Below are 18,016 nucleotides of genomic sequence, written 5' to 3'. Positions count from 1 at the left end.
TGCTGAGCGCATCAGGTTCCCGGCAGGAAACCCTCGAAAATCATCTGATCGGCGTAGCGCGCGGCCCGCGCGCGCTGCTCAGGCGTGCGCACGGTCCAGGTCAGCAGCGGCAGGCCGAAAATATGACGCGCGATCCAAGGCGCCGCGGCCGGCAATTCGTTGACCCAGAAAGCGACGAAATGCGGCCGGGTGCGGAAGGCGTGACGCAGATGTTCCATGCCCCGGCGCTGGGCGGGCGTCGCCTCGGGCCAGTCAACTGCGGTGTATTCGCGCTCGGCCACGATGCCGCGCGGCAGCGCCGGCATTGCTTCGCGCAACGCCAGCACCTGGTCCGGGTCGAACGACATGCCGACCACCGGGCCCCGGTAAGATGCCAGGACTTCCGCCATCCGCGTTACCAGCTTGCGGTCGCCGTCAAAGTGGCTCTTGACCTCGATCACCAGCGGCACGCGGCCGGCGACCAGCGCGCAGAGATCGGCGAGCGTCATCATTCGCTCCGGCGTATCCTTGAATTTAACCGCCTTGAGCTCGGCTGTGGTCTTGCCGAGCAGGGCGCCGCTGCCCTCGGTGAGGCGGCCGAGCGCATCGTCGTGATGCACCATCGCCTCGCCATCCGCCGTGAGCTGGATGTCGCATTCGATGCTGAAATTCCCTGATATCGCGGCCTCGGCCGCGGCCGGCATGTTTTCGATGATGCCGCGCGCGGCGTCGTGCAGGCCGCGATGGGCGACCGGCCGCGCCGTCAGCCAGTCGGGGGCGCGCATGGCGTGTCCCTTCAGGAGACTTCGAACACGCCTTCGACTTCGACGGCGGCATCCGCGGGCAACGAAGCCACGCCGACGGTGGTGCGGGCGTGGCGGCCCTTGTCGCCGAAGGCTGCGACCATCAAGTCGGATGCGCCGTTGAGCACCTTGGGTCCATCGAGGAAGTCTGGTGCGGAATTGACGAAGCCGCCAAGCCGCACCACGCGCACCACCTTGTCGAGGTCGCCGAGCGCGGCCTTGATCTGCGCCAGCAGATTGATCGCGCAACCGCGCGCCGCCGCATTGCCTTGCTCGACGGTGACGCCGGCGCCGAGCTTGCCCTTGGCGATCAGCTTGCCTTCGGCGTTGAAGCAGACCTGGCCCGAGACGAACAGCAGGTTTCCGGTGCGGACGAAGCCGACATAGTTCGCAACGGGAGCGGCGGGGTCATGCAAGGTGATGCCTTGTGCCGCCAGTTTCTGCTCGACCGTACCCGCCATGTTCGTCCCCGTTTGAATTGACCTGCGCCTGATCCGTATCAGGTCCGGACTGTTTCGCGCATCGCGCCTTCACTTGCAAGCGAGGGGTGGGCGGCGCCGGATGCCGCTTCCAACGCGAAATTGCGCGGAATGATGCCGAAAAACATGGCATTCCGGCCATAAATTCGTACGTTTTCGTGAAGCGGCCCTAGTTGCGACGCAATAAGGCCGTCACTAATGTGACGAATCTTCATCGAGGAAAAGACAGATCCATGGCTTGCTCGTTCCCGATTCCGCTCCGTGCGTTGGTGTTGTCGGTCGCCGCGGCCGGATCGGGCTTCGCGGGCGCGCCGGCACTGGCCGGGGCAAGCGGGCCGTTTCTCTCCCATCAGGCGTTGTACGAGCTCAGCCTGTTGAAATCGCGCGGCTCCAATGCGATCAGCGGCGTGCGCGGTCGCATCGTCTACAATTTCTCGGGCAGCGCCTGCGAGGGCTACACTTCCGAGTTCAGGCAGGTGTCGGAACTCGACAGCGGCGAGGGCAAGCTGACGCTGAACGACCTGCGCTCGACGTCCTGGGAGGATGGCGCGGGCAAGAGCTATCGCTTCAAGATCGACACCCGAATGAACGACGCCGACTCCCCGCCGATCGATGGTGTCGCCGAGCGCACCGGCGACCACATCACGGTCAAGCTGAAGCAGCCGGAGCCAAAGACCTTCAACCTCGAAGGCAGCATCGTGTTCCCGACCGAGCAGATCCGGCACATCATCGCCGCAGCGCGTGAGGGCAAATCGGTGCTGGAACTGACGGTCTATGACGGCTCCGACAATGGCGAGAAGGTCTACAACACGCTGTCGGTGATCGGGCGGCCGATTCCCGGCGACCGCACCACCGATTCGCCCGATCCCTCGACCACCAACGACCAGATGAAAACGCTGACGCGCTGGCCGGTCACGGTGAGCTATTACGACCGCGACGCCAGGGCCAAGGACGGTGAGCAGACACCGCTCTACGCGATGACGTTCGAACTGTACGAGAATGGCGTCTCCCGCGCGCTGGTGCTGGACTACAACGATTTTGTGATGGCCGGGGCGATAGGCAAATTCGACGTCAAGGATTCCAAGCCGTGTAAGTGACGGCGAGGGGGCCGCGCTCTCTTCGTCATTGCGAGGAGCGTAGCGACGAAGCAATCCATCGGGCCGCAAAGCAAGTGTGGATTGCTTCGCTTCGCTCGCAATGACGGCTGCGAAACATCTCGCTATTCCTCTTCCTCCTCCTTCTCCGGCCCGTCATACGCAATCCCCCGGATCACCGCGGCGCTGCCGAACTTCTTGCGCAAATCATCCATCGCGCGCTCCGCGTGGGCCGAGCGGCGATCGAGCATGTCGGTGTCGTCGGCCGCAGAGCCCGGGCGCAGCGCGCTGACGCCGGTGCCGATCAGGCGGAAAGCGGTGCCGTCGATCTCCTTCGCCAGCATTTCGCGGGAAACTGCAAATATCTTCGCCGCCAGTTGCGTCGGCGCAGGAAGCGATTGCGAGCGGGTACGCTGGCGAAAATCCGCCGTCTTCAGTTTCAGCGTGATGGTCAATCCGGAAAGGTCGCCACTTTTGAGACGCGACGACACCTTTTCCGATAGCCGCCATAGCGTTCGTTCCAGGGCAGCGAAATCGCGGATGTCGGTCTCGAACGTCGTCTCGTTGGAAATGGTCTTGGCGCCCCGGTCGGGAACCACGCTGCGATCGTCAATGCCGCGCGCCAGCCGCCACAGCCGGCGGCCCTCGGTTGCAAACTGCTTCATCAGTTCGACCTCGTCGGCGCGCTGCAGATCGGCGATGGTGCGGAAGCCGCGCTGCACCAGCTTCTCTTGGGTCGCCGGTCCCACGCCGAAGATGAATCCGACCGGCTTGTCGGCCAGCATCTCGCGCGCCTCGTCCTGGTCGAGCGCGGCAAAGCCTCTGGGCTTGTCGAGATCGGACGCGATCTTGGCGAGGAACTTGTTGCAGGACAGGCCGACCGAGACGGTGATGCCGATGTCGCGTTCGACGTCGCGGGCAAAGCGCGCCAGCACTTTTGCGGGGATCATGCCGTGCACGCGCTGGGTACCGGAAAGATCCAGAAACGCCTCGTCGATCGACAGCGGCTCGACCAGCGGCGTCAGCGCCTGCATGGCATGGCGCACCTCGCGGCCGACCCGGACATATTTCGCCATATCGGGCCGCACCACGGCGGCGGAAGGGCAGAGCGCCAGGGCCTTGAACATCGGCATTGCAGAGCGCACCCCAAAGGTCCGCGCGATGTAGCACGCCGCCGAAACCACGCCGCGCTTGCCGCCACCGATGATGACCGGTTTGTCGGCAAGATCGGGATTGTCGCGCTTCTCGACGGTCGCGTAGAACGCGTCGCAATCGATATGCGCCAGCGTCAGCGAGGCCAAGGCGTGGTGCCTGACGAGGCGAGGGGAGCCGCAATGGCTGCATCGCTTCGCCCTCGGTTCGAGATCGCCGAGGCAATCCCGGCAAAAGCAGCGCGGACCGTCAAGTGCGGGCGCTGCCGCACTCACGGCACGTCGCGCTCCCATTGCGGGTCACCCAGCACCTGTTGGGCGGCCGCGATGTTGGTCGGATGAAGTTGCGAAGCGCTGGCGAAAGCCTTCACGGTTGCGTCATCGCGCATCACGAAATCAAGCACCGAGGCCAGGAATCGCGGGTCGGCCGCCGCCGTCCGCAGCGTTTCCGGACCGATTCCGCTCTCGGCCAGGAACAGCCCCAGCCGCTCGGGGTCGCCCGCAATAAAGGACAACGCCTGAACTGCAACGATTTCAGCTACTTCGCGAGGGTTGTGAACAGGCTTTTTCAACTGACCGGTTTGCCTTTCCGTTAACTTATGATCTCTATCTAGAGATCCATCATGCCCGAGTCTGCGGAAACTGTTCAAGCAAGTGGAAACCACTTCTCATAAAGACGGCCCCCGGGCTTAACGGGTTAGAGCGAATCTGGCGCTAGTTTGAATTCACATTTCGACACGCCCGGCGGCGGTGGCTGACGCACTGTATCCGGGCCTGTCTCCTTAAAGGATTGGGAGGGGCGGGATGGCAAAAACCGTCCTGATCGTGGAGGACAACGAGCTCAATATGAAGCTCTTTCGCGACCTGTTGGAAGCGCATGGCTATCAGACCTCGGGCACCAGCAACGGCTTCGAGGCGCTCGATCTCGTCCGCAAGCTGCGTCCCGATCTTATTCTGATGGATATCCAGCTGCCGCAGGTTTCCGGTCTCGAAGTCACGCGCTGGATCAAGGACGATCCGGAACTGCGCACGATACCGGTGGTCGCGGTCACCGCCTTTGCCATGAAGGGCGACGAAGAACGCATCCGCGATGGCGGCTGCGAGGCGTATTTGTCCAAACCTATTTCGGTCGGCAAGTTCATTGAGACGGTAAGGCGTTTTATCGGGTAGGGAGTAGAATTTCGATGTCCGCGCGTATCCTTGTGATCGATGACGTCCCCGCCAACGTCAAACTGTTGGAAGCCCGTCTGTCGGCCGAATATTTCGATGTGCTGACCGCCTCCAACGGCGCCGAGGCACTGGACGTCTGCTCGCGCTCCGAATGCGACATCATCCTGCTCGACGTGATGATGCCTGACATGGACGGCTTCGAAGTCTGCCGCCGCCTGAAGTCGAATCCGGCCACGCATTTCATTCCGGTCGTGATCGTCACGGCGCTGGACAGCCCGGCCGACCGTGTCCGCGGACTGGAAGCCGGCGCCGACGATTTCCTGACCAAGCCGGTGTCCGACGTCGTGCTGATCGCGCGCGTGCGTTCGCTGACGCGGCTGAAGATGATGACCGATGAGCTGCGCATGCGTGCCATCACCTTGCTCGAGATCGGCATGGAGGCGCCCGAGCGCAGCGCCATCTCCGACAAGGGTATGGGCGGCCGTATCCTTTTGGTCGACGACCGGCCGTCGTCCTACGAGCGGCTGGCGCCGCTGCTCAGCACCGAGCATACCGTCGACGTTGAGACCAATCCGGCGGAAGCCCTGTTTCACGCCGCCGAGGGCAATTACGATCTTCTGATCGTCTCGCTCAGCCTCGAAAATTTCGACGGCCTGCGGCTGTGCAGTCAGGCGCGCTCGCTGGAGCGGACCCGGCAGGTGCCGATCCTTGCGATCTCGGATGCCGACAACAATGCGCGGCTGCTGCGTGGGCTGGAGATCGGCGTCAACGATTATTTGTTGCGCCCGGTCGACAAGAACGAATTGCTGGCGCGGGCGCGCACCCAGATCCGCAAACGGCGCTACACCGACCATCTGCGCGATAACGTGCAGAACTCGATCGAAATGGCGATCACGGACGCGCTGACCGGCCTGCATAACCGCCGCTACATGGAAAGCCATCTGGCCACGCTTGCCGAACAGGCCGCGAGCCGCGGCAAGCCGCTGGCGCTGATGATCCTCGACATCGACTTCTTCAAGGCGATCAACGACAATTACGGCCACGACGCCGGCGACGACGTGCTGCGCGAATTCGCGGTGCGGATCCGCAAATCGATCCGCGGCATCGATCTCGCATGCCGCTATGGCGGCGAGGAATTCGTCATCGTGATGCCGGAGACCGACCTGCATGTCGCGGGCATGGTGGCCGAGCGGCTGCGCCGCTCCATCGCCGGCGAAACCTTTGCCGTCAACAAGGGGACCAAGCGCATCGAGGTCACGATCTCGATCGGCCTGTCGACGCTGGAGCGCAAGGGCGAGGCCATCGCCGACGTCCTGAAGCGCGCCGACACCGCGCTCTACCGCGCCAAGCATGACGGCCGTAACCGCGTGGTGGCGACCGCGGCGTGATCTTAGCCGCCATACCCCGCGAATGGCTGATGACGGCATTCTATGTGGAAACACGCTTTTTCACGCGTTGCGGCTTGTCCGGCGCACCAACGCCACCAACATCAACCCCGGCATTCCCAAGCAGCACCCGTGCGGCTTGCTTTGCCGCGCGCGCCATCGACGGGTCATTGCGCACCAGGTCCTGCGCGATCGAGCCGTCTATCAGCAATGTCAGTTGCGTCGCAAGGCCTTCCGCATCGGTGACGCCGAGCTGAAGCAGCAAATCGCGAAACCAGAGACGGCGGCTTTCCTTGAACGCGACCGCGATCTTCCGCACCGATTTATCTTCGGTGCCGAGTTCTGCGACCGCGTTGACGAAGGGGCAGCCGCGAAAACCTTTGCTGGCGAAGCCTCGCTCCAGCCGGTCGAAGGTGCCGAGAATCTGTTCGGCCGGCGGTTTGTCGGATGGCTGCGGCTGCACGAAGCGGCGGGCCAGATAGGCCGATATCAGCGCATCCTTGGACGCGAAATGATTGTACAGCGTGCGCTTGCTGATGCCGATTTCGGCCGCGATGGTGTCGACGCCGATGGCGCGGATGCCCTGCAGATAAAACAGGCGATCGGCGGTTTCGAGGATCCGCTCTTTCATGGGCGGTTTGGCGGGCAGGGGTGCCATGCGGGCGCGTAAGTCCTTTTGCCTTGACAGCAGCATCACCTTCTAGACTAATTACACAGGTCTGTGTACCTAAATCTGACGCCAATGGCAGGACGCGGCTTTCGATTCGCGGCCGAGAGGGAGAACAAGAACAATGCCCCTGCTGCAAATCCTGCGTCCCACGCTTCCCATCCTGATCGGCGCGTCGCTGATGCTGACGCTGAGCATGGGCCTGCGGCAGTCGCTCGGCATCTTCATGCAGCCACTGACGCACGACATCGGCATCTCCGTTTCCGACTTCACGCTCGCGATTGCCGTGCAGAACCTGGCCTGGGGCTTTCTGCAGCCGCTCGCCGGTGCGCTGACCGTGCGTTACGGCTTTCGCGCTATCATGGTGATAGGCGCGATGTTTTATATCGCGGGCCTTGCGCTGATGGCGAGCGCGCACGGCTTTCTCGCGGTCATGGTCGGCGGCGGCGTGCTGATCGGGATGTCGTTGGCCTGCACCGCGGCGGCGATCGCGATGTCGGTGGCGGCGCGCGCGGTGCCCATCAGCGTGCGCAGCACGGTGCTGGGCATGGTTTCGGGCGCTGGATCGCTCGGCGCCCTGTTGTCGGCGCCGCTCGGGCAGATCCTCAATGAAGGCTATGGCTGGCGGGTCGGGCTCGCCGGTTTCGTGATCCTCTCGCTGGCGCTGATTCCGGCGGCCTGGCTCGCCGGTGGCGTCGACAAGGTCCCGTTGCCAAAACCGTCGTCGGACGACATCGGCAACACCTCGGCCAGCGTCGCGGTCAAGGTCGCGTTCGGCAATGCCTCGTTCGTGGTGATGACCTGCGCCTATTTCGTCTGCGGCATGCAGCTCGTGTTCCTCACCACGCATCTGCCGTCTTATCTGGCGATCTGCGGGCTCGATCCGATGCTGAGCGCGCAGACACTCGGCATGATCGGCGGCTTCAACGTACTCGGCAGCCTGTTCTTCGGCTGGGCCGGCGGACGCGGGAACAAGCTGGCGCTGCTGGGCGGGATCTACATTTTCCGGTCGATCGCGCTCGCCTGGTACTTCATGCTGCCGCCGACGCCGGCGACCACGCTGCTGTTCGGCGCCATCATGGGTTTTCTGTGGATGGGCGTCGGGCCGCTGGTCGCGGGTGCGGTTGCCGAAATGTTCGGGCTGAAATGGCAGGCGATGATCCAGGGCCTCGCCTTCATGAGCCATCAGCTCGGCAGCTTCCTCGGCGCCTTCGGCGGCGGGGTGCTGTACGACGCGCTCGGCTCCTACACGATGGCCTGGCGGATCGGCGTCGCGCTGGGGCTCGCGGGCGGTATCATTCAGGTGGCGTTCGCGCTGATCCGGCCGAGCGAGCCGCCATTGCTCAAGGCAGCCTAGAATCAAAAACGGCGGAATCAAAAACGGGGCCGCGAGGCCCCGTTCAAATCGACTGAGCGCAGATACGCTTACTTGATCTTCGATTCCTTGAACTCGACGTGCTTGCGCGCGACCGGGTCGTACTTCTTCTTGACCAGCTTGTCGGTCATGGTGCGCGAATTCTTCTTGGCAACGTAATAGAAGCCGGTGTCCGCCGTCGAAACGAGCTTGACCTTGATGGTGACCGCTTTGGCCATGTTCAGAACCTCTATGTGCAGGGGTATTTAAGGATATCAGGAGCCGGCCAAATCGGCCCGCATTTGCCGCGCAACCTAGCCTCGATCCGCCCAAAGTCAAGGTTTTGGAGGCAAAAACTGGCATGATTTCCGCGAATTAGGCCTCAAAGAACCGGTTTTTCGGCCGCGGCAGGCCCAGATTCTCCCGCAACGTCCGGCCCTCGTATTCCCTGCGGAAAATCCCGCGTTTCTGCAGTTCCGGCACCACCTTGTCGACGAAATCGTCGAGGCCGGCGGGCAGATACGGGAACATGATGTTGAAACCGTCGCACCCGTTGGTGGTCAGCCATTCCTCCATCTGGTCGGCGATCGTCACCGGCGTACCGACGAACGACAAGCCGCCATAGCCGCCGACGCGCTGGGCGAGTTGCCGCACCGTGAGCTTGTCGCGGGCGGCGAGGTCGACCATGCGCTGGCGGCCGCTCTTGGAAGCGTTGGTTTCCGGGATCGGCGGCAATTGGCCGTCGGGATCGAAGCCCGAAGCATCGGTGCCGAGGATCACCGACAGCGAGGCGATGGCACTGTCGTAATGCACCATGCTGTCGAGCTTTGCGCGTTTCTCCTTTGCCTCGTCGGCGCTGTCGCCGACCACCACGAACGCGCCGGGCAGGATCTTCAAATGCTCGGGGTTGCGGCCGACTTTTTCCATCCGGCCCTTGATGTCGGCATAGAGTTTTTGACCGTCAGGAAGGCTGCCGCCGCCGGTGAAGACGGCTTCCGCGGTTTCGGCCGCGAGCTGCCTGCCGTCGTCGGAGGCGCCGGCCTGCACGATCAGCGGCCAGCCCTGCACGGGGCGGGCGATGTTGAGGGGACCGCGCACCGAGAGATATTTTCCCTTGTGATTGAGCACGTGCATCTTTGCGGGATCGAAATACAGTCCCGCGTCGACGTCGCGCACAAAAGCGTCGTCGGCAAAGGAGTCCCACAGACCGGTGACCACGTCGTAGAATTCACGCGCCCGCTTGTAGCGCTCGGCGTGCTCCATGTGATCGTCGAGCCCGAAATTGAGCGCGGCGTCCGGATTTGACGTGGTGACGATATTCCACCCGGCGCGCCCGCCAGAGATGTGATCGAGCGAGGCGAAGCGGCGCGCGACGTGATAGGGCTCGTCGAAGGTGGTCGAGCCCGTCGCGATCAGGCCGATATGTTCGGTGGCGCCGGCCAGCGCCGACAGCAGCGTGAACGGCTCGAACGAGGTGACGGTGTGGCTGCGCTTGAGCGCATCGACCGGCATGTTGAGCACGGCCAGGTGGTCGGCCATGAAGAAGGCATCAAATTTGCCGGCTTCCAGCTCCTGGATCAGCTTTTTGATATGCGGGAAATTGAAATTGGCGTCCGGCCAGGCTCCGGGATAGCGCCACGCGCCGGTGTGGATAGAGACCGGCCGCATGAACGCGCCGAGCTTGAGTTGCCGTTTCGCCATTGCCCCATTCCGTCGCAGTTGTTGTTGGGGAAGAGATAGGGAGCCGGTCAACGCAACGCCATCGGGGGACACCGAGAAGAATCTTGCAATTCAGGCGACGCCAGGAGAATTTCTCCGCGACGCCAATACCGTCATTGCGAGCGAAGCGAAGCAATCCATTGTGCCGCAAGCATTGAGATGGATTGCTTCGTCGCAAGGGCTCCTCGCAATGACGGGGAGTGAGCACAGTCAAGCCCCCAATACGTCCCTCTGCATCTTGCCGCCGTGGAAATGGAAGAACGGCACCGGCGCGTCGTGGCGCAGCGGGCCGGTGGCAAGCCGGCGGTCGAGTTCGGCGAGCACGTTCTTGGTCATGGCATGCGCATCCGCCAGCGGCTTTGAGCCGATCTCGACCCAGACCAGCTCCACCAGTTCGGCGTCGGCATGGATCACGCCCTCGACGCGGTGCGCGATGCTCGATGCATCCGCGGTGAAGAAGCGCGTATCAAAACGCCGGACGCGGCCGGGCGGGGTGATCGCACGCGCGATCAGGAACAGGCTGGACGGATCGGGCAGCAGGCCGGCATCGGTGAATGGCTTCCAGGGGCCGTCGAGCGTGGAAGGCTGTTCGACCTTGCGGCCGAGGCAGAGGCCGGTCTCCTCGCAGGCTTCGCGGATCGCGGCGACCGCGAGCGCCCGCGCGCGTGAGGGGGCGATCTTCGGGCTGCCCTTGAGCAGATTGGCTTCGAGCTCTTTGGTGATGGGCGCGGCAACGGGAACTCGGTTGTCCGACTTGTCGACACGGCCGCCGGGAAAAACATATTTGCCGGGCATGAACACCACGTTGTCGTGGCGCTTGCCGACCAGTACTTTCGGCTTGTCGCCGGAGCGATCGATCAGGATCAGTGTCGCCGCGTCCTTGGGCCGGAAATAGGGATGGTGATCGGCTTCCTTTTCTTGCTTTTCGGCAGTCGCAGCTTCGGTCATCCCATCCCCATCGGTTTTTCTCTTTTTCGTCAAAACAAAATACGCCTAGACGGGCGGAATGTCGCCAGGAGCATTGTCGTCAAAGCCATGCATGCGCAGTGCCCATTGGAAGCCGACCACGGCGCCTTTCACCGGTTGCAGCAGCGCGAGCGAGGCAAAGAGGGTGAACGGCAGATAGATAGCCAGTTGCAGCCAGACCGGTGGCGAATAATCGGTTTCGATCCACAGCACCGTGGGCACCACGATATGGCCGACGATGACGATCACGAGATAGGCCGGCAGGTCGTCCGCGCGGTGCGGCGTGTAGTCGAGCCCGCAGACCGAACAATGGTCATCGACCTTCAGGAAGGCGCGAAAGAGCTTGCCTTCGCCGCAGCGCGGACAGCGGCTGCGAAAGCCGCGCTTCATTGCGGTCCAGACGTTGCGCTTTTCGGCGGGTGCGGAATTCCGGGTCCAGACTGTCGTCGCAGGGCTCACCGTTGCCATGACTTGCCTTTCTTCGGTTTGCCGGGTTTTGGTTTGCCCGGCTTGCGGTCCTTCTTGCGCGGGCTGCGGCCCGGATGCGGCTTCGACGATTTTGCCGACGCCTGCGAACCGTTGCGCCCGCTGTCGCGTTTTCTGCCGCGCGGAATGACCTGGCCTTCAGATAGTAACTCGAACCGTAGCGCGCCAGCTACCGGTGCTGCTTCTACCAGCCGGACGTCGACGACGTCCCCCAATCGGTGCATTGCACCGCTGCGTGTGCCGACCAGCGCGTGGCGGGTCTCGTCGTAATTGAAATATTCCGTGCCCAGCGTCCGGATCGGGATCAGCCCGTCGGCGCCGGTATCTGAGAGTTTGACGAACAGCCCGGCGCGGGTGACGCCGGAGATGCGGCCCTGGAACGTGGTGCCGATGCGGTCGGCGAGGAAATGCGCGATCAGCCGGTCGGCCGTTTCGCGTTCGGCCTTCATGGCGCGGCGTTCGGTAACGGAAATTTGTGCCGCGACCTCGCTCAGCGTTTCCAGCGTCTCGGTTTCCGGCAGCGCGCCTTCGCCGAGGCCGAGCGCGCGGATCAGCGCGCGATGCACGATCAGATCCGCGTATCGCCTGATCGGCGAGGTGAAATGCGCGTAGCGTCGAAGGTTGAGGCCGAAATGGCCGTAATTTTCCGACGAATATTCCGCCTGGGCCTGCGAGCGCAGCACCACCTCGTTCACCAGCGGCTCGGAATCGTGACCCTTCACCTGGCTAAGCACGCGATTGAACAGAGCGGGGCGCAATGCGCCGGTCTTGGCGAACGGCAGATCGAGCGTCTTCAGGAATTCCTGCAGGTTGTGAACCTTCTCCTGGGTCGGTTCGTCGTGCACCCGGTAGATCAGCGGCAGCGCCTTCTTTTCCAGCATCTCGGCCGCGGCGACGTTGGCCAGAATCATGAATTCTTCGATCAGCCGGTGCGCGTCGAGGCGCTCGGGCACGATGACGCGATCCACCGTGCCGTCGGGTTTCAGCAGGATCTTGCGCTCGGGCAGATCCAGATCGAGCGGGTCGCGCTCATCGCGCGCGAGTTTCACCAGCGCATAAGCCGTGTAGAGCGGTTTGAGGATCGGCTCGAGCAGGGGCCCCGTGGTATCGTCGGGGCGACCGTCGATCGCGGCTTGCGCCTGCGCGTAATTCAGTTTGGCGGCCGAGCGCATCAGCACCCGATGAAAGCTGTGCGAGCGCTTGCGGCCGTCGCTCCCGATCACCATGCGCACCGCGAGCGCGCCGCGCGGCTCGCCTGGCACCAGCGAGCAGAGATCGTTGGAGATGCGCTCGGGCAGCATCGGCACCACGCGATCCGGGAAGTACACGGAGTTGCCGCGCAACAGCGCATCGCGATCCAGCGCCGAGCCCGGCCGCACATAGAAGGCGACATCGGCGATCGCGACATGGACGATATGGCCGCCCTTGTTGTTGGGATCGGGATCGGGCTCGGCATGAACCGCGTCGTCGTGATCCTTGGCGTCGGGCGGATCGATGGTGACAAGCGGCAGCTCGCGCCAGTCCTCGCGGCCTTTCAGCGTCGCCGGCTTTGCCTCTTCGGCTTCGCGCAAGGCGGACGGCGAGAAGGCTTGCGGGATTTCGTGGGCGTGGATCGCGATCAGGCTGACCGCTTTTTCCGTTGCCAGCGACCCAAGCCGTTCCTTCACCTTGCCCGAGGCGAGGCCGTAACCGCGCGTGCGCACGAGATCGACGCTGACGAGATCGCCATCCTCGGCGCCGCCGGTGTCGGTGCTCGCGATGTTCAATTCGCGCCCGACCTGTTTCTTGTCGATGGGAACGAGCCGGCCGCCGCCATTGGGCAGCTTGCGGAAGATTCCAAGCAGACGTGTTCTTGCGTGATCGATGACCTTGATGACACGGCCGCGATACGGCGTGCCTTCGCTGTCATCGGTCTTCTCGACCCGCAGCAGCGCGCGGTCGCCGACACCCGCCGCGGTGCCCGGCTGCGGGCGGCGCGGCACATGGATGCGGATTTTCGGCGCGGCGCCGTCTTCCTCTTCATCCCATTCGGTGGGGGTGGCCAGCAATTCACCGTCGGTGTCGCGGCCGGTGATGTCGGCCATCACGGTCGGCGGCAGCGCCGCCGGCTCCTGGATTTTCCGGCCGCGCTTGGCGACGGTGCCGTCGTCGGCCAGTTCACGCAGGATGCGTTTCAGCTCGACGCGGTCGGCGTTCTTCAGGCCGAACTCGCGCGCGATCTCGCGGGTGCCGACCTTGCCTGGATTCGAACGGATGAAGGCGACGATGGCGTCCCGGGCCGGAAAGCCATTGTCGGGTTTGCTCTTCACTTATCCCCGGGCCTTGCCCGCGCTTTTCTTCGCAGGCGTTTTTGATGCGGGTGGTGGTTTCGCCGCCGACGTCTTGGCCGCGGACGCGACCGGCGCCCGGGCCTTGCTCACGGCTTCGGATTTCGGCTTTGCAGCGGCCTTCTTCACCGCCGCCTTCTTTGCGGGTTTTGGCGCGTCGGGATCGGCAGCGGTCTTGGCCGTGGCTTTCTTTGGTGCTGCTTTCTTCGCCCCGCGCTTCGGCTTGCCGCCGCCCTTGGCCGCACGTTCATCGATCAGGGCGATGGCTTCCTCGAGCGTGATGGTCTCCAGCGTCTTGTCGCTCGGGATCGTGGCGTTGACGCCGCCGGCCGTGACATAGGCGCCGTAGCGGCCGTTCTTGACCGCGACGCCGCCGAGGCTCGGATGCTCGCCCAGGGGTTTGCCGGGATCGGCGCCGAAGCGCCGGCCGCTCGGGCCCTTTGCGATCTTTTCGGCGATCAGCGTCACCGCGCGGTTGAGGCCGACGTCGAATACCTCATCGCCGGCCTCGAGGCTGGCATAGGTCTTCTCATGGCGCACGAACGGACCGAAGCGGCCGATGCCGGCGGTGATCGGCTCACCGGTCTCCGGGTGTTTTCCGATTTCGCGCGGCAGCGACAGCAGTTTGAGCGCCAGCTCCAGTTCCATATCGCCGGGCGACATGTTCTTCGGAATTCCGGCGCGCCGCGGCTTCTCGCCCTCGGCATAATCCTTTTGCTCGCCGAGCTGGATGTACGGGCCGAAGCGTCCGGCCTTCACCGTCACGTCCAGATCGGCCGCGGGATCCTTGCCAAGGATACGGTCGGCGCTGGCTTCGCCGTCGGCGGCGAGCGGGCGGGTGTAACGGCATTCCGGATAATTCGAGCAACCGACGAAGGCGCCGAACTTGCCGGCCTTCAAATTGAGCTTGCCGGTGCCGCAGGTCGGGCACTGCCTGACATCGCCGCCATCCGCGCGCGGCGGATAGATGTGCGGTCCCAGCATGTCGTCGAGCGCATCGAGCACCTCGGAAACGCGGAGATCCTTGATGTCGTTGACCGCGCCGATAAAGCCGGTCCAGAAATTCTTCAGAACCTGCTGCCAGGAAATCTCGTTGTTGGAGATGCGGTCGAGCTGCTCTTCCAGATCGGCGGTGAAATCATATTCGACGTAGCGCGCGAAGAAGTTTTCGAGGAACGCGACCACGACGCGGCCCTTGTCCTCGCCATGCAGCCGCTTCTTCTCCAGCTTGACGTAGCCGCGGTCCTTCAGCACCTGCAGGATCGAGGCGTAGGTCGAGGGACGGCCGATGCCGAGCTCTTCCATGCGCTTGACCAGCGACGCTTCGGAGAAGCGCGGCGGCGGTTCGGTGAAATGTTGCGTGACGGCGAGGTTCTGCCGTTTCAACGCCTCGCCCTCGCTCATGGCGGGGAGGCGGCGACTATCTTCATCGTCGCCGTCGTCGTCGCGGCCTTCCTGATAGAGCGCCAGAAAACCGTCGAATTTGATGACCTGGCCGCTGGCGCGCAGGTCGAGCACGCGAGAGCCGGCTTTGGCTGATATGTCGACGGTGGTGCGTTCCAGTTCCGCCGATTCCATTTGGCTGGCGATGGTGCGGATCCAGATCAGCTCATAGAGCCGGGCCTGATCGTGATCGAGGCGGCGGCGCATTTCGGCAGGACGGCGCGACAGGTCGGTCGGGCGGATCGCTTCATGCGCTTCCTGGGCGTTCTTGGCCTTGCTCACATACTGGCGCGGCGCCTCCGGCACATAGGCGTTGCCGTAATCCTCGCCGATCACCTTGCGGGCCTGCGTGATCGCCGAGCCGTCGATCTGCACGCCGTCGGTTCGCATATAGGTGATGAGACCGGTGGTCTCGCCGCCGATATCGATGCCTTCATAGAGCCGCTGCGCGATCCGCATCGTATGCGCCGGGGCAAAGCCGAGCTTGCGGCTGGCTTCCTGCTGCAGCGTCGAGGTGGTGAAGGGCGCCTGCGGATTTCTCCGCGCGGGTTTGGCTTCGACGGTCGAGACCGTAAAATTGGCTGCTTCGATCGCTTTCTTGAGCTCTTCGGCTTCCGCGCCGGTGCCGATGTCGAGCCGCTGGATCTTCTTGCCGTCGGCGCCGACCAGGCGGGCCTCGAAGGCGTCGCCGCGCGGCGTCGTCAGGGTTGCCACCAGCGACCAGTATTCGCGGGCGACGAATTTCTCGATTTCGAGTTCGCGGTCGCAGACCAGCCGCAGCGCGACCGACTGCACGCGGCCGGCCGAGCGCGCGCCCGGCAGCTTGCGCCACAGCACCGGCGAAAGCGTGAAGCCGACCAGATAGTCCAGCGCGCGGCGCGCCATATAGGCGTCGACCAGCGCACCATCGATCTGGCGCGGCGCTTTCATCGCGTCCGTCACCGCTTGCTTGGTGATGGCGTTGAACACCACGCGCTCGATCTTGTGGTCCTTGATCGCGCGCTTTTCCTTCAGCACTTCCAGCACGTGCCAGGAGATCGCTTCACCCTCGCGATCGGGGTCGGTTGCGAGAATCAGGCGGTCGGCGCCCTTCAGCGCCTTGGCGATGTCGTTGAGCCGGCCGGCCGCCTTGGGGTCGATCTCCCAGATCATCTGAAAATTGGCGTCCGGATCGACCGATCCGTTCTTGGCCGGGAGATCGCGGACATGCCCGAACGAGGCCAGAACCTCATAGGAGGAGCCCAAATACTTATTGATGGTCTTGGCTTTCGCCGGCGACTCCACGATGACGATATTCATGTCATTCCAATGGCTTATGGGAAAGGATTAAGGCCGGTTCCGCGAGACTCGCGACCGCCGTTTCGGACCGAACATGGGTGGTGAGGCGGCCCCTGTCAAATCGACAGATATTGATGGGGCGCCCAGGGGATACGACTTTATATCTAAGGAGTTACGAAATGCGCCCTAGAGTTGCGGCCATAAAGTGGTTATTTCTTGGTCATATTATGCGGCATTGGATGTAATTTTTTTTGAGCAAGGCTGGGGGCGGCCGGAAGCGCAGCGCTTCGGGCAGGGATCGCCGATCGCGCGCGGAGGAGCCCGTTGGGGAGGGCGGCCCGGATGAGGCCGTGGCCTTCATCACCGAGACCGTTGCCGATCTGGTCAAGCTGGCCAAGCGCCACAAGCTCGAGATCCTCGGGTATCTGCTTGCCATGGTCCAACTCGAAGCGGAAGAGCGTCTGCGGCTGCGCAGCAGGCGCAAGCTGTCGTGAGACTTTGGGGCGGCGCGCGCCGGCGCAGCTCTCTCAACGTCATTGCGAGGAGCACTTGCGACGAAGCAATCCATGTCTCAGCGAGTTGCGAGATGGATTGCTTCGCGGAGCCTGTCATCGGGCGCGCATTCGCGCGACCCGGTGGCTCGCAATGACGGGGGATGAGACTTCCGATACATATCTCAAACAGCTCGCGGGTACACATCCGCGTTCTCGCGGCGCGATCCGCCCGAGCTTTGCGTCATTTTCCACCCTCGTAAAGTGCAGAGGGCGCAGGGAAGACCGGGTGCGCGCTGCACCCGCGGTCTCGTGTGCAAAGTGCACAAAGGAAAACGCACACGAGCATACAGGTTCAGCGGAAACACTCCGGCCTTCCCCACGCAATGGTTTTACGGCTTATAGCGCGCTCTCCCCGGTGACCGGCTTTCTTGCCACCGTCATCCCTGAGAAATTTCTTCTCACGAACTTGGCGCCAGCATCGGGGCGCCAGGACCACACGACTTCGCCGTCCGCATCAGCCACGCTCGTCAGTCGCCGCCTTCGCGTCCACCGCATCCCACCGCGCGTTCGTGACGATCGCGACCCGCCCCTCCGTGGGTGAGACGCGCGGAGAGAAACCACTGATTTGCCCGACGGCGAAAGCGAAATATTTTTGCGAAGAGGACTGGACAGGTTTTTTTGATTTGCCCGTCGGGCAAATCAGCCGAGCGGCGCGCTAGCCGGCAATGCTTCGCGCGCGCTTCGCAGGCGGGCGCGGCTTCAGCGCAGTGTCGGCGGCGGTAAGCAGGCGCCCGTCCTGGGAATAGAGCGCGAGCTTGCGCACCGGCTTTCCCTTGCCGCGGTCCACCATAATGGTTCCGATTTCCTCCGGCCTCGCATCGAACTCTTCGCTCCACTGCCGCAGCGCGACCAGGATCGGAAAGACGCCGCGGCCCTTCGGCGTCAGGACATATTCCTGATAGGCGCTGCCGTCGGAGGCGGGCGCGGTTTTCAGGATGCCCTGATCCACCAGCGCGCGCAGCCGTACGGTGAGGATGTTTTTCGCAAGCCCGAGGCTTTTCTGGAACTCGCCGAAACGGCGGTGTCCCAACGACGCGTCGCGGATGATCAGAAGCGACCACCAGTCGCCGATCACGTCCAGCGATCGCGCGATCGGGCACTGGTCGCCTTCGAAACTCGTTCGCTTCATGGTGGCGGTCTCCGCGGCCGGGATCACATCAC

18 protein-coding genes are annotated in these 18,016 nt (G+C 63.6%); 5 read left to right on the top strand and 13 right to left on the bottom strand.

Annotation, left to right across the window (positions count from 1 at the left end):
- Positions 1 to 11: 11 nt before the first annotated feature.
- From V1289_RS48925 to V1289_RS48915, 3 genes are read right to left on the bottom strand one after another with little or no spacing between them, the layout of a single operon-like run.
- The gene (locus V1289_RS48925; RefSeq protein ID WP_334407078.1) at positions 12 to 764 is read right to left on the bottom strand and encodes a glycerophosphodiester phosphodiesterase; all 753 of its coding nucleotides are present in this window, start codon (positions 762 to 764) and stop codon (positions 12 to 14) included.
- Between the two features lie 11 nt (positions 765 to 775).
- Positions 776 to 1,243, bottom strand: a complete 468-nt coding sequence (locus V1289_RS48920) for a RidA family protein (RefSeq protein ID WP_074276168.1) — start codon at positions 1,241 to 1,243, stop codon at positions 776 to 778.
- 38 nt (positions 1,244 to 1,281) lie between these two features.
- Complete coding sequence (locus V1289_RS48915; RefSeq protein ID WP_334407076.1) at positions 1,282 to 1,476, bottom strand: hypothetical protein; 195 nt, start codon at positions 1,474 to 1,476, stop codon at positions 1,282 to 1,284.
- An 18-nt stretch (positions 1,477 to 1,494) separates the two neighbouring features.
- Here V1289_RS48915 and V1289_RS48910 point away from each other — a divergent pair, with 18 nt between their 5' ends.
- Entirely contained in the window at positions 1,495 to 2,358 is an 864-nt protein-coding gene (locus V1289_RS48910) for a cell envelope integrity EipB family protein (RefSeq protein ID WP_334407074.1), read from the top strand.
- A 122-nt stretch (positions 2,359 to 2,480) separates the two neighbouring features.
- On the opposite strand, the gene V1289_RS48905 is transcribed toward V1289_RS48910, so the two are convergent.
- Positions 2,481 to 3,800: a DNA polymerase IV gene (locus V1289_RS48905; protein ID WP_334407072.1), complete on the bottom strand. Its 1,320-nt coding sequence runs from the start codon at positions 3,798 to 3,800 to the stop codon at positions 2,481 to 2,483.
- On the bottom strand, positions 3,779 to 4,078 hold the full coding sequence (locus tag V1289_RS48900) for a DUF3572 domain-containing protein (RefSeq protein WP_334407974.1): 300 nt from the start codon (positions 4,076 to 4,078) through the stop codon (positions 3,779 to 3,781). The genes V1289_RS48905 and V1289_RS48900 overlap by 22 nt, the downstream gene beginning before the upstream one ends.
- 232 nt (positions 4,079 to 4,310) lie before the next feature.
- Here V1289_RS48900 and V1289_RS48895 point away from each other — a divergent pair, with 232 nt between their 5' ends.
- The gene (locus tag V1289_RS48895; protein ID WP_334407070.1) at positions 4,311 to 4,676 is read left to right on the top strand and encodes a response regulator; all 366 of its coding nucleotides are present in this window, start codon (positions 4,311 to 4,313) and stop codon (positions 4,674 to 4,676) included.
- A 14-nt stretch (positions 4,677 to 4,690) separates the two neighbouring features.
- Positions 4,691 to 6,064: a PleD family two-component system response regulator gene (locus tag V1289_RS48890; RefSeq protein ID WP_334407068.1), complete on the top strand. Its 1,374-nt coding sequence runs from the start codon at positions 4,691 to 4,693 to the stop codon at positions 6,062 to 6,064.
- 40 nt (positions 6,065 to 6,104) lie between these two features.
- Here the strand turns inward: V1289_RS48890 and V1289_RS48885 are convergent, their stop codons facing one another.
- Positions 6,105 to 6,692 (bottom strand): TetR/AcrR family transcriptional regulator, encoded by a 588-nt coding sequence (locus V1289_RS48885; protein ID WP_334407066.1) that lies wholly within the window; start codon positions 6,690 to 6,692, stop codon positions 6,105 to 6,107.
- Between the two features lie 160 nt (positions 6,693 to 6,852).
- Between V1289_RS48885 and V1289_RS48880 the strand changes: the two genes are divergently transcribed.
- Positions 6,853 to 8,085: an MFS transporter gene (locus tag V1289_RS48880; RefSeq protein ID WP_334407064.1), complete on the top strand. Its 1,233-nt coding sequence runs from the start codon at positions 6,853 to 6,855 to the stop codon at positions 8,083 to 8,085.
- Positions 8,086 to 8,153: 68 nt separating this feature from the next.
- On the opposite strand, the gene rpmG is transcribed toward V1289_RS48880, so the two are convergent.
- From rpmG to topA, 6 genes are all read right to left on the bottom strand, one after another.
- On the bottom strand, positions 8,154 to 8,321 hold the full coding sequence (rpmG, locus tag V1289_RS48875; RefSeq protein ID WP_027537094.1) for a 50S ribosomal protein L33: 168 nt from the start codon (positions 8,319 to 8,321) through the stop codon (positions 8,154 to 8,156).
- 136 nt (positions 8,322 to 8,457) lie between these two features.
- A complete protein-coding gene (locus V1289_RS48870; protein ID WP_334407062.1) occupies positions 8,458 to 9,783 on the bottom strand; it encodes an LLM class flavin-dependent oxidoreductase in 1,326 nt (441 codons plus the stop codon).
- A gap of 228 nt (positions 9,784 to 10,011) precedes the next feature.
- Positions 10,012 to 10,749, bottom strand: coding sequence for an NUDIX hydrolase (locus tag V1289_RS48865; protein ID WP_334407060.1), 738 nt, complete (start codon positions 10,747 to 10,749; stop codon positions 10,012 to 10,014).
- 45 nt (positions 10,750 to 10,794) lie between these two features.
- The gene (locus V1289_RS48860) at positions 10,795 to 11,235 is read right to left on the bottom strand and encodes a DUF983 domain-containing protein (RefSeq protein WP_334407059.1); all 441 of its coding nucleotides are present in this window, start codon (positions 11,233 to 11,235) and stop codon (positions 10,795 to 10,797) included.
- A complete protein-coding gene (rnr, locus tag V1289_RS48855) occupies positions 11,223 to 13,562 on the bottom strand; it encodes a ribonuclease R (RefSeq protein WP_334407057.1) in 2,340 nt (779 codons plus the stop codon). The genes V1289_RS48860 and rnr overlap by 13 nt, the downstream gene beginning before the upstream one ends.
- Positions 13,563 to 16,322, bottom strand: a complete 2,760-nt coding sequence (gene topA, locus V1289_RS48850) for a type I DNA topoisomerase (RefSeq protein ID WP_334407055.1) — start codon at positions 16,320 to 16,322, stop codon at positions 13,563 to 13,565. It abuts the gene before it with no gap.
- Between the two features lie 329 nt (positions 16,323 to 16,651).
- Between topA and V1289_RS48845 the strand changes: the two genes are divergently transcribed.
- A complete protein-coding gene (locus V1289_RS48845; RefSeq protein ID WP_309177458.1) occupies positions 16,652 to 16,795 on the top strand; it encodes a hypothetical protein in 144 nt (47 codons plus the stop codon).
- 715 nt (positions 16,796 to 17,510) lie between these two features.
- Here V1289_RS48845 and V1289_RS48840 read toward each other — a convergent pair.
- A complete protein-coding gene (locus V1289_RS48840; RefSeq protein WP_334407053.1) occupies positions 17,511 to 17,984 on the bottom strand; it encodes a winged helix-turn-helix transcriptional regulator in 474 nt (157 codons plus the stop codon).
- Between the last annotated feature and the right edge of the window lie 32 nt (positions 17,985 to 18,016).

Origin of the sequence: Bradyrhizobium sp. AZCC 2289, assembly GCF_036924615.1 — a bacterium.
GTDB lineage: Bacteria > Pseudomonadota > Alphaproteobacteria > Rhizobiales > Xanthobacteraceae > Bradyrhizobium.
The sequence above is the reverse complement of the archived record's forward strand: the minus strand, read 5'-3'. Positions and strand labels throughout refer to the sequence as shown.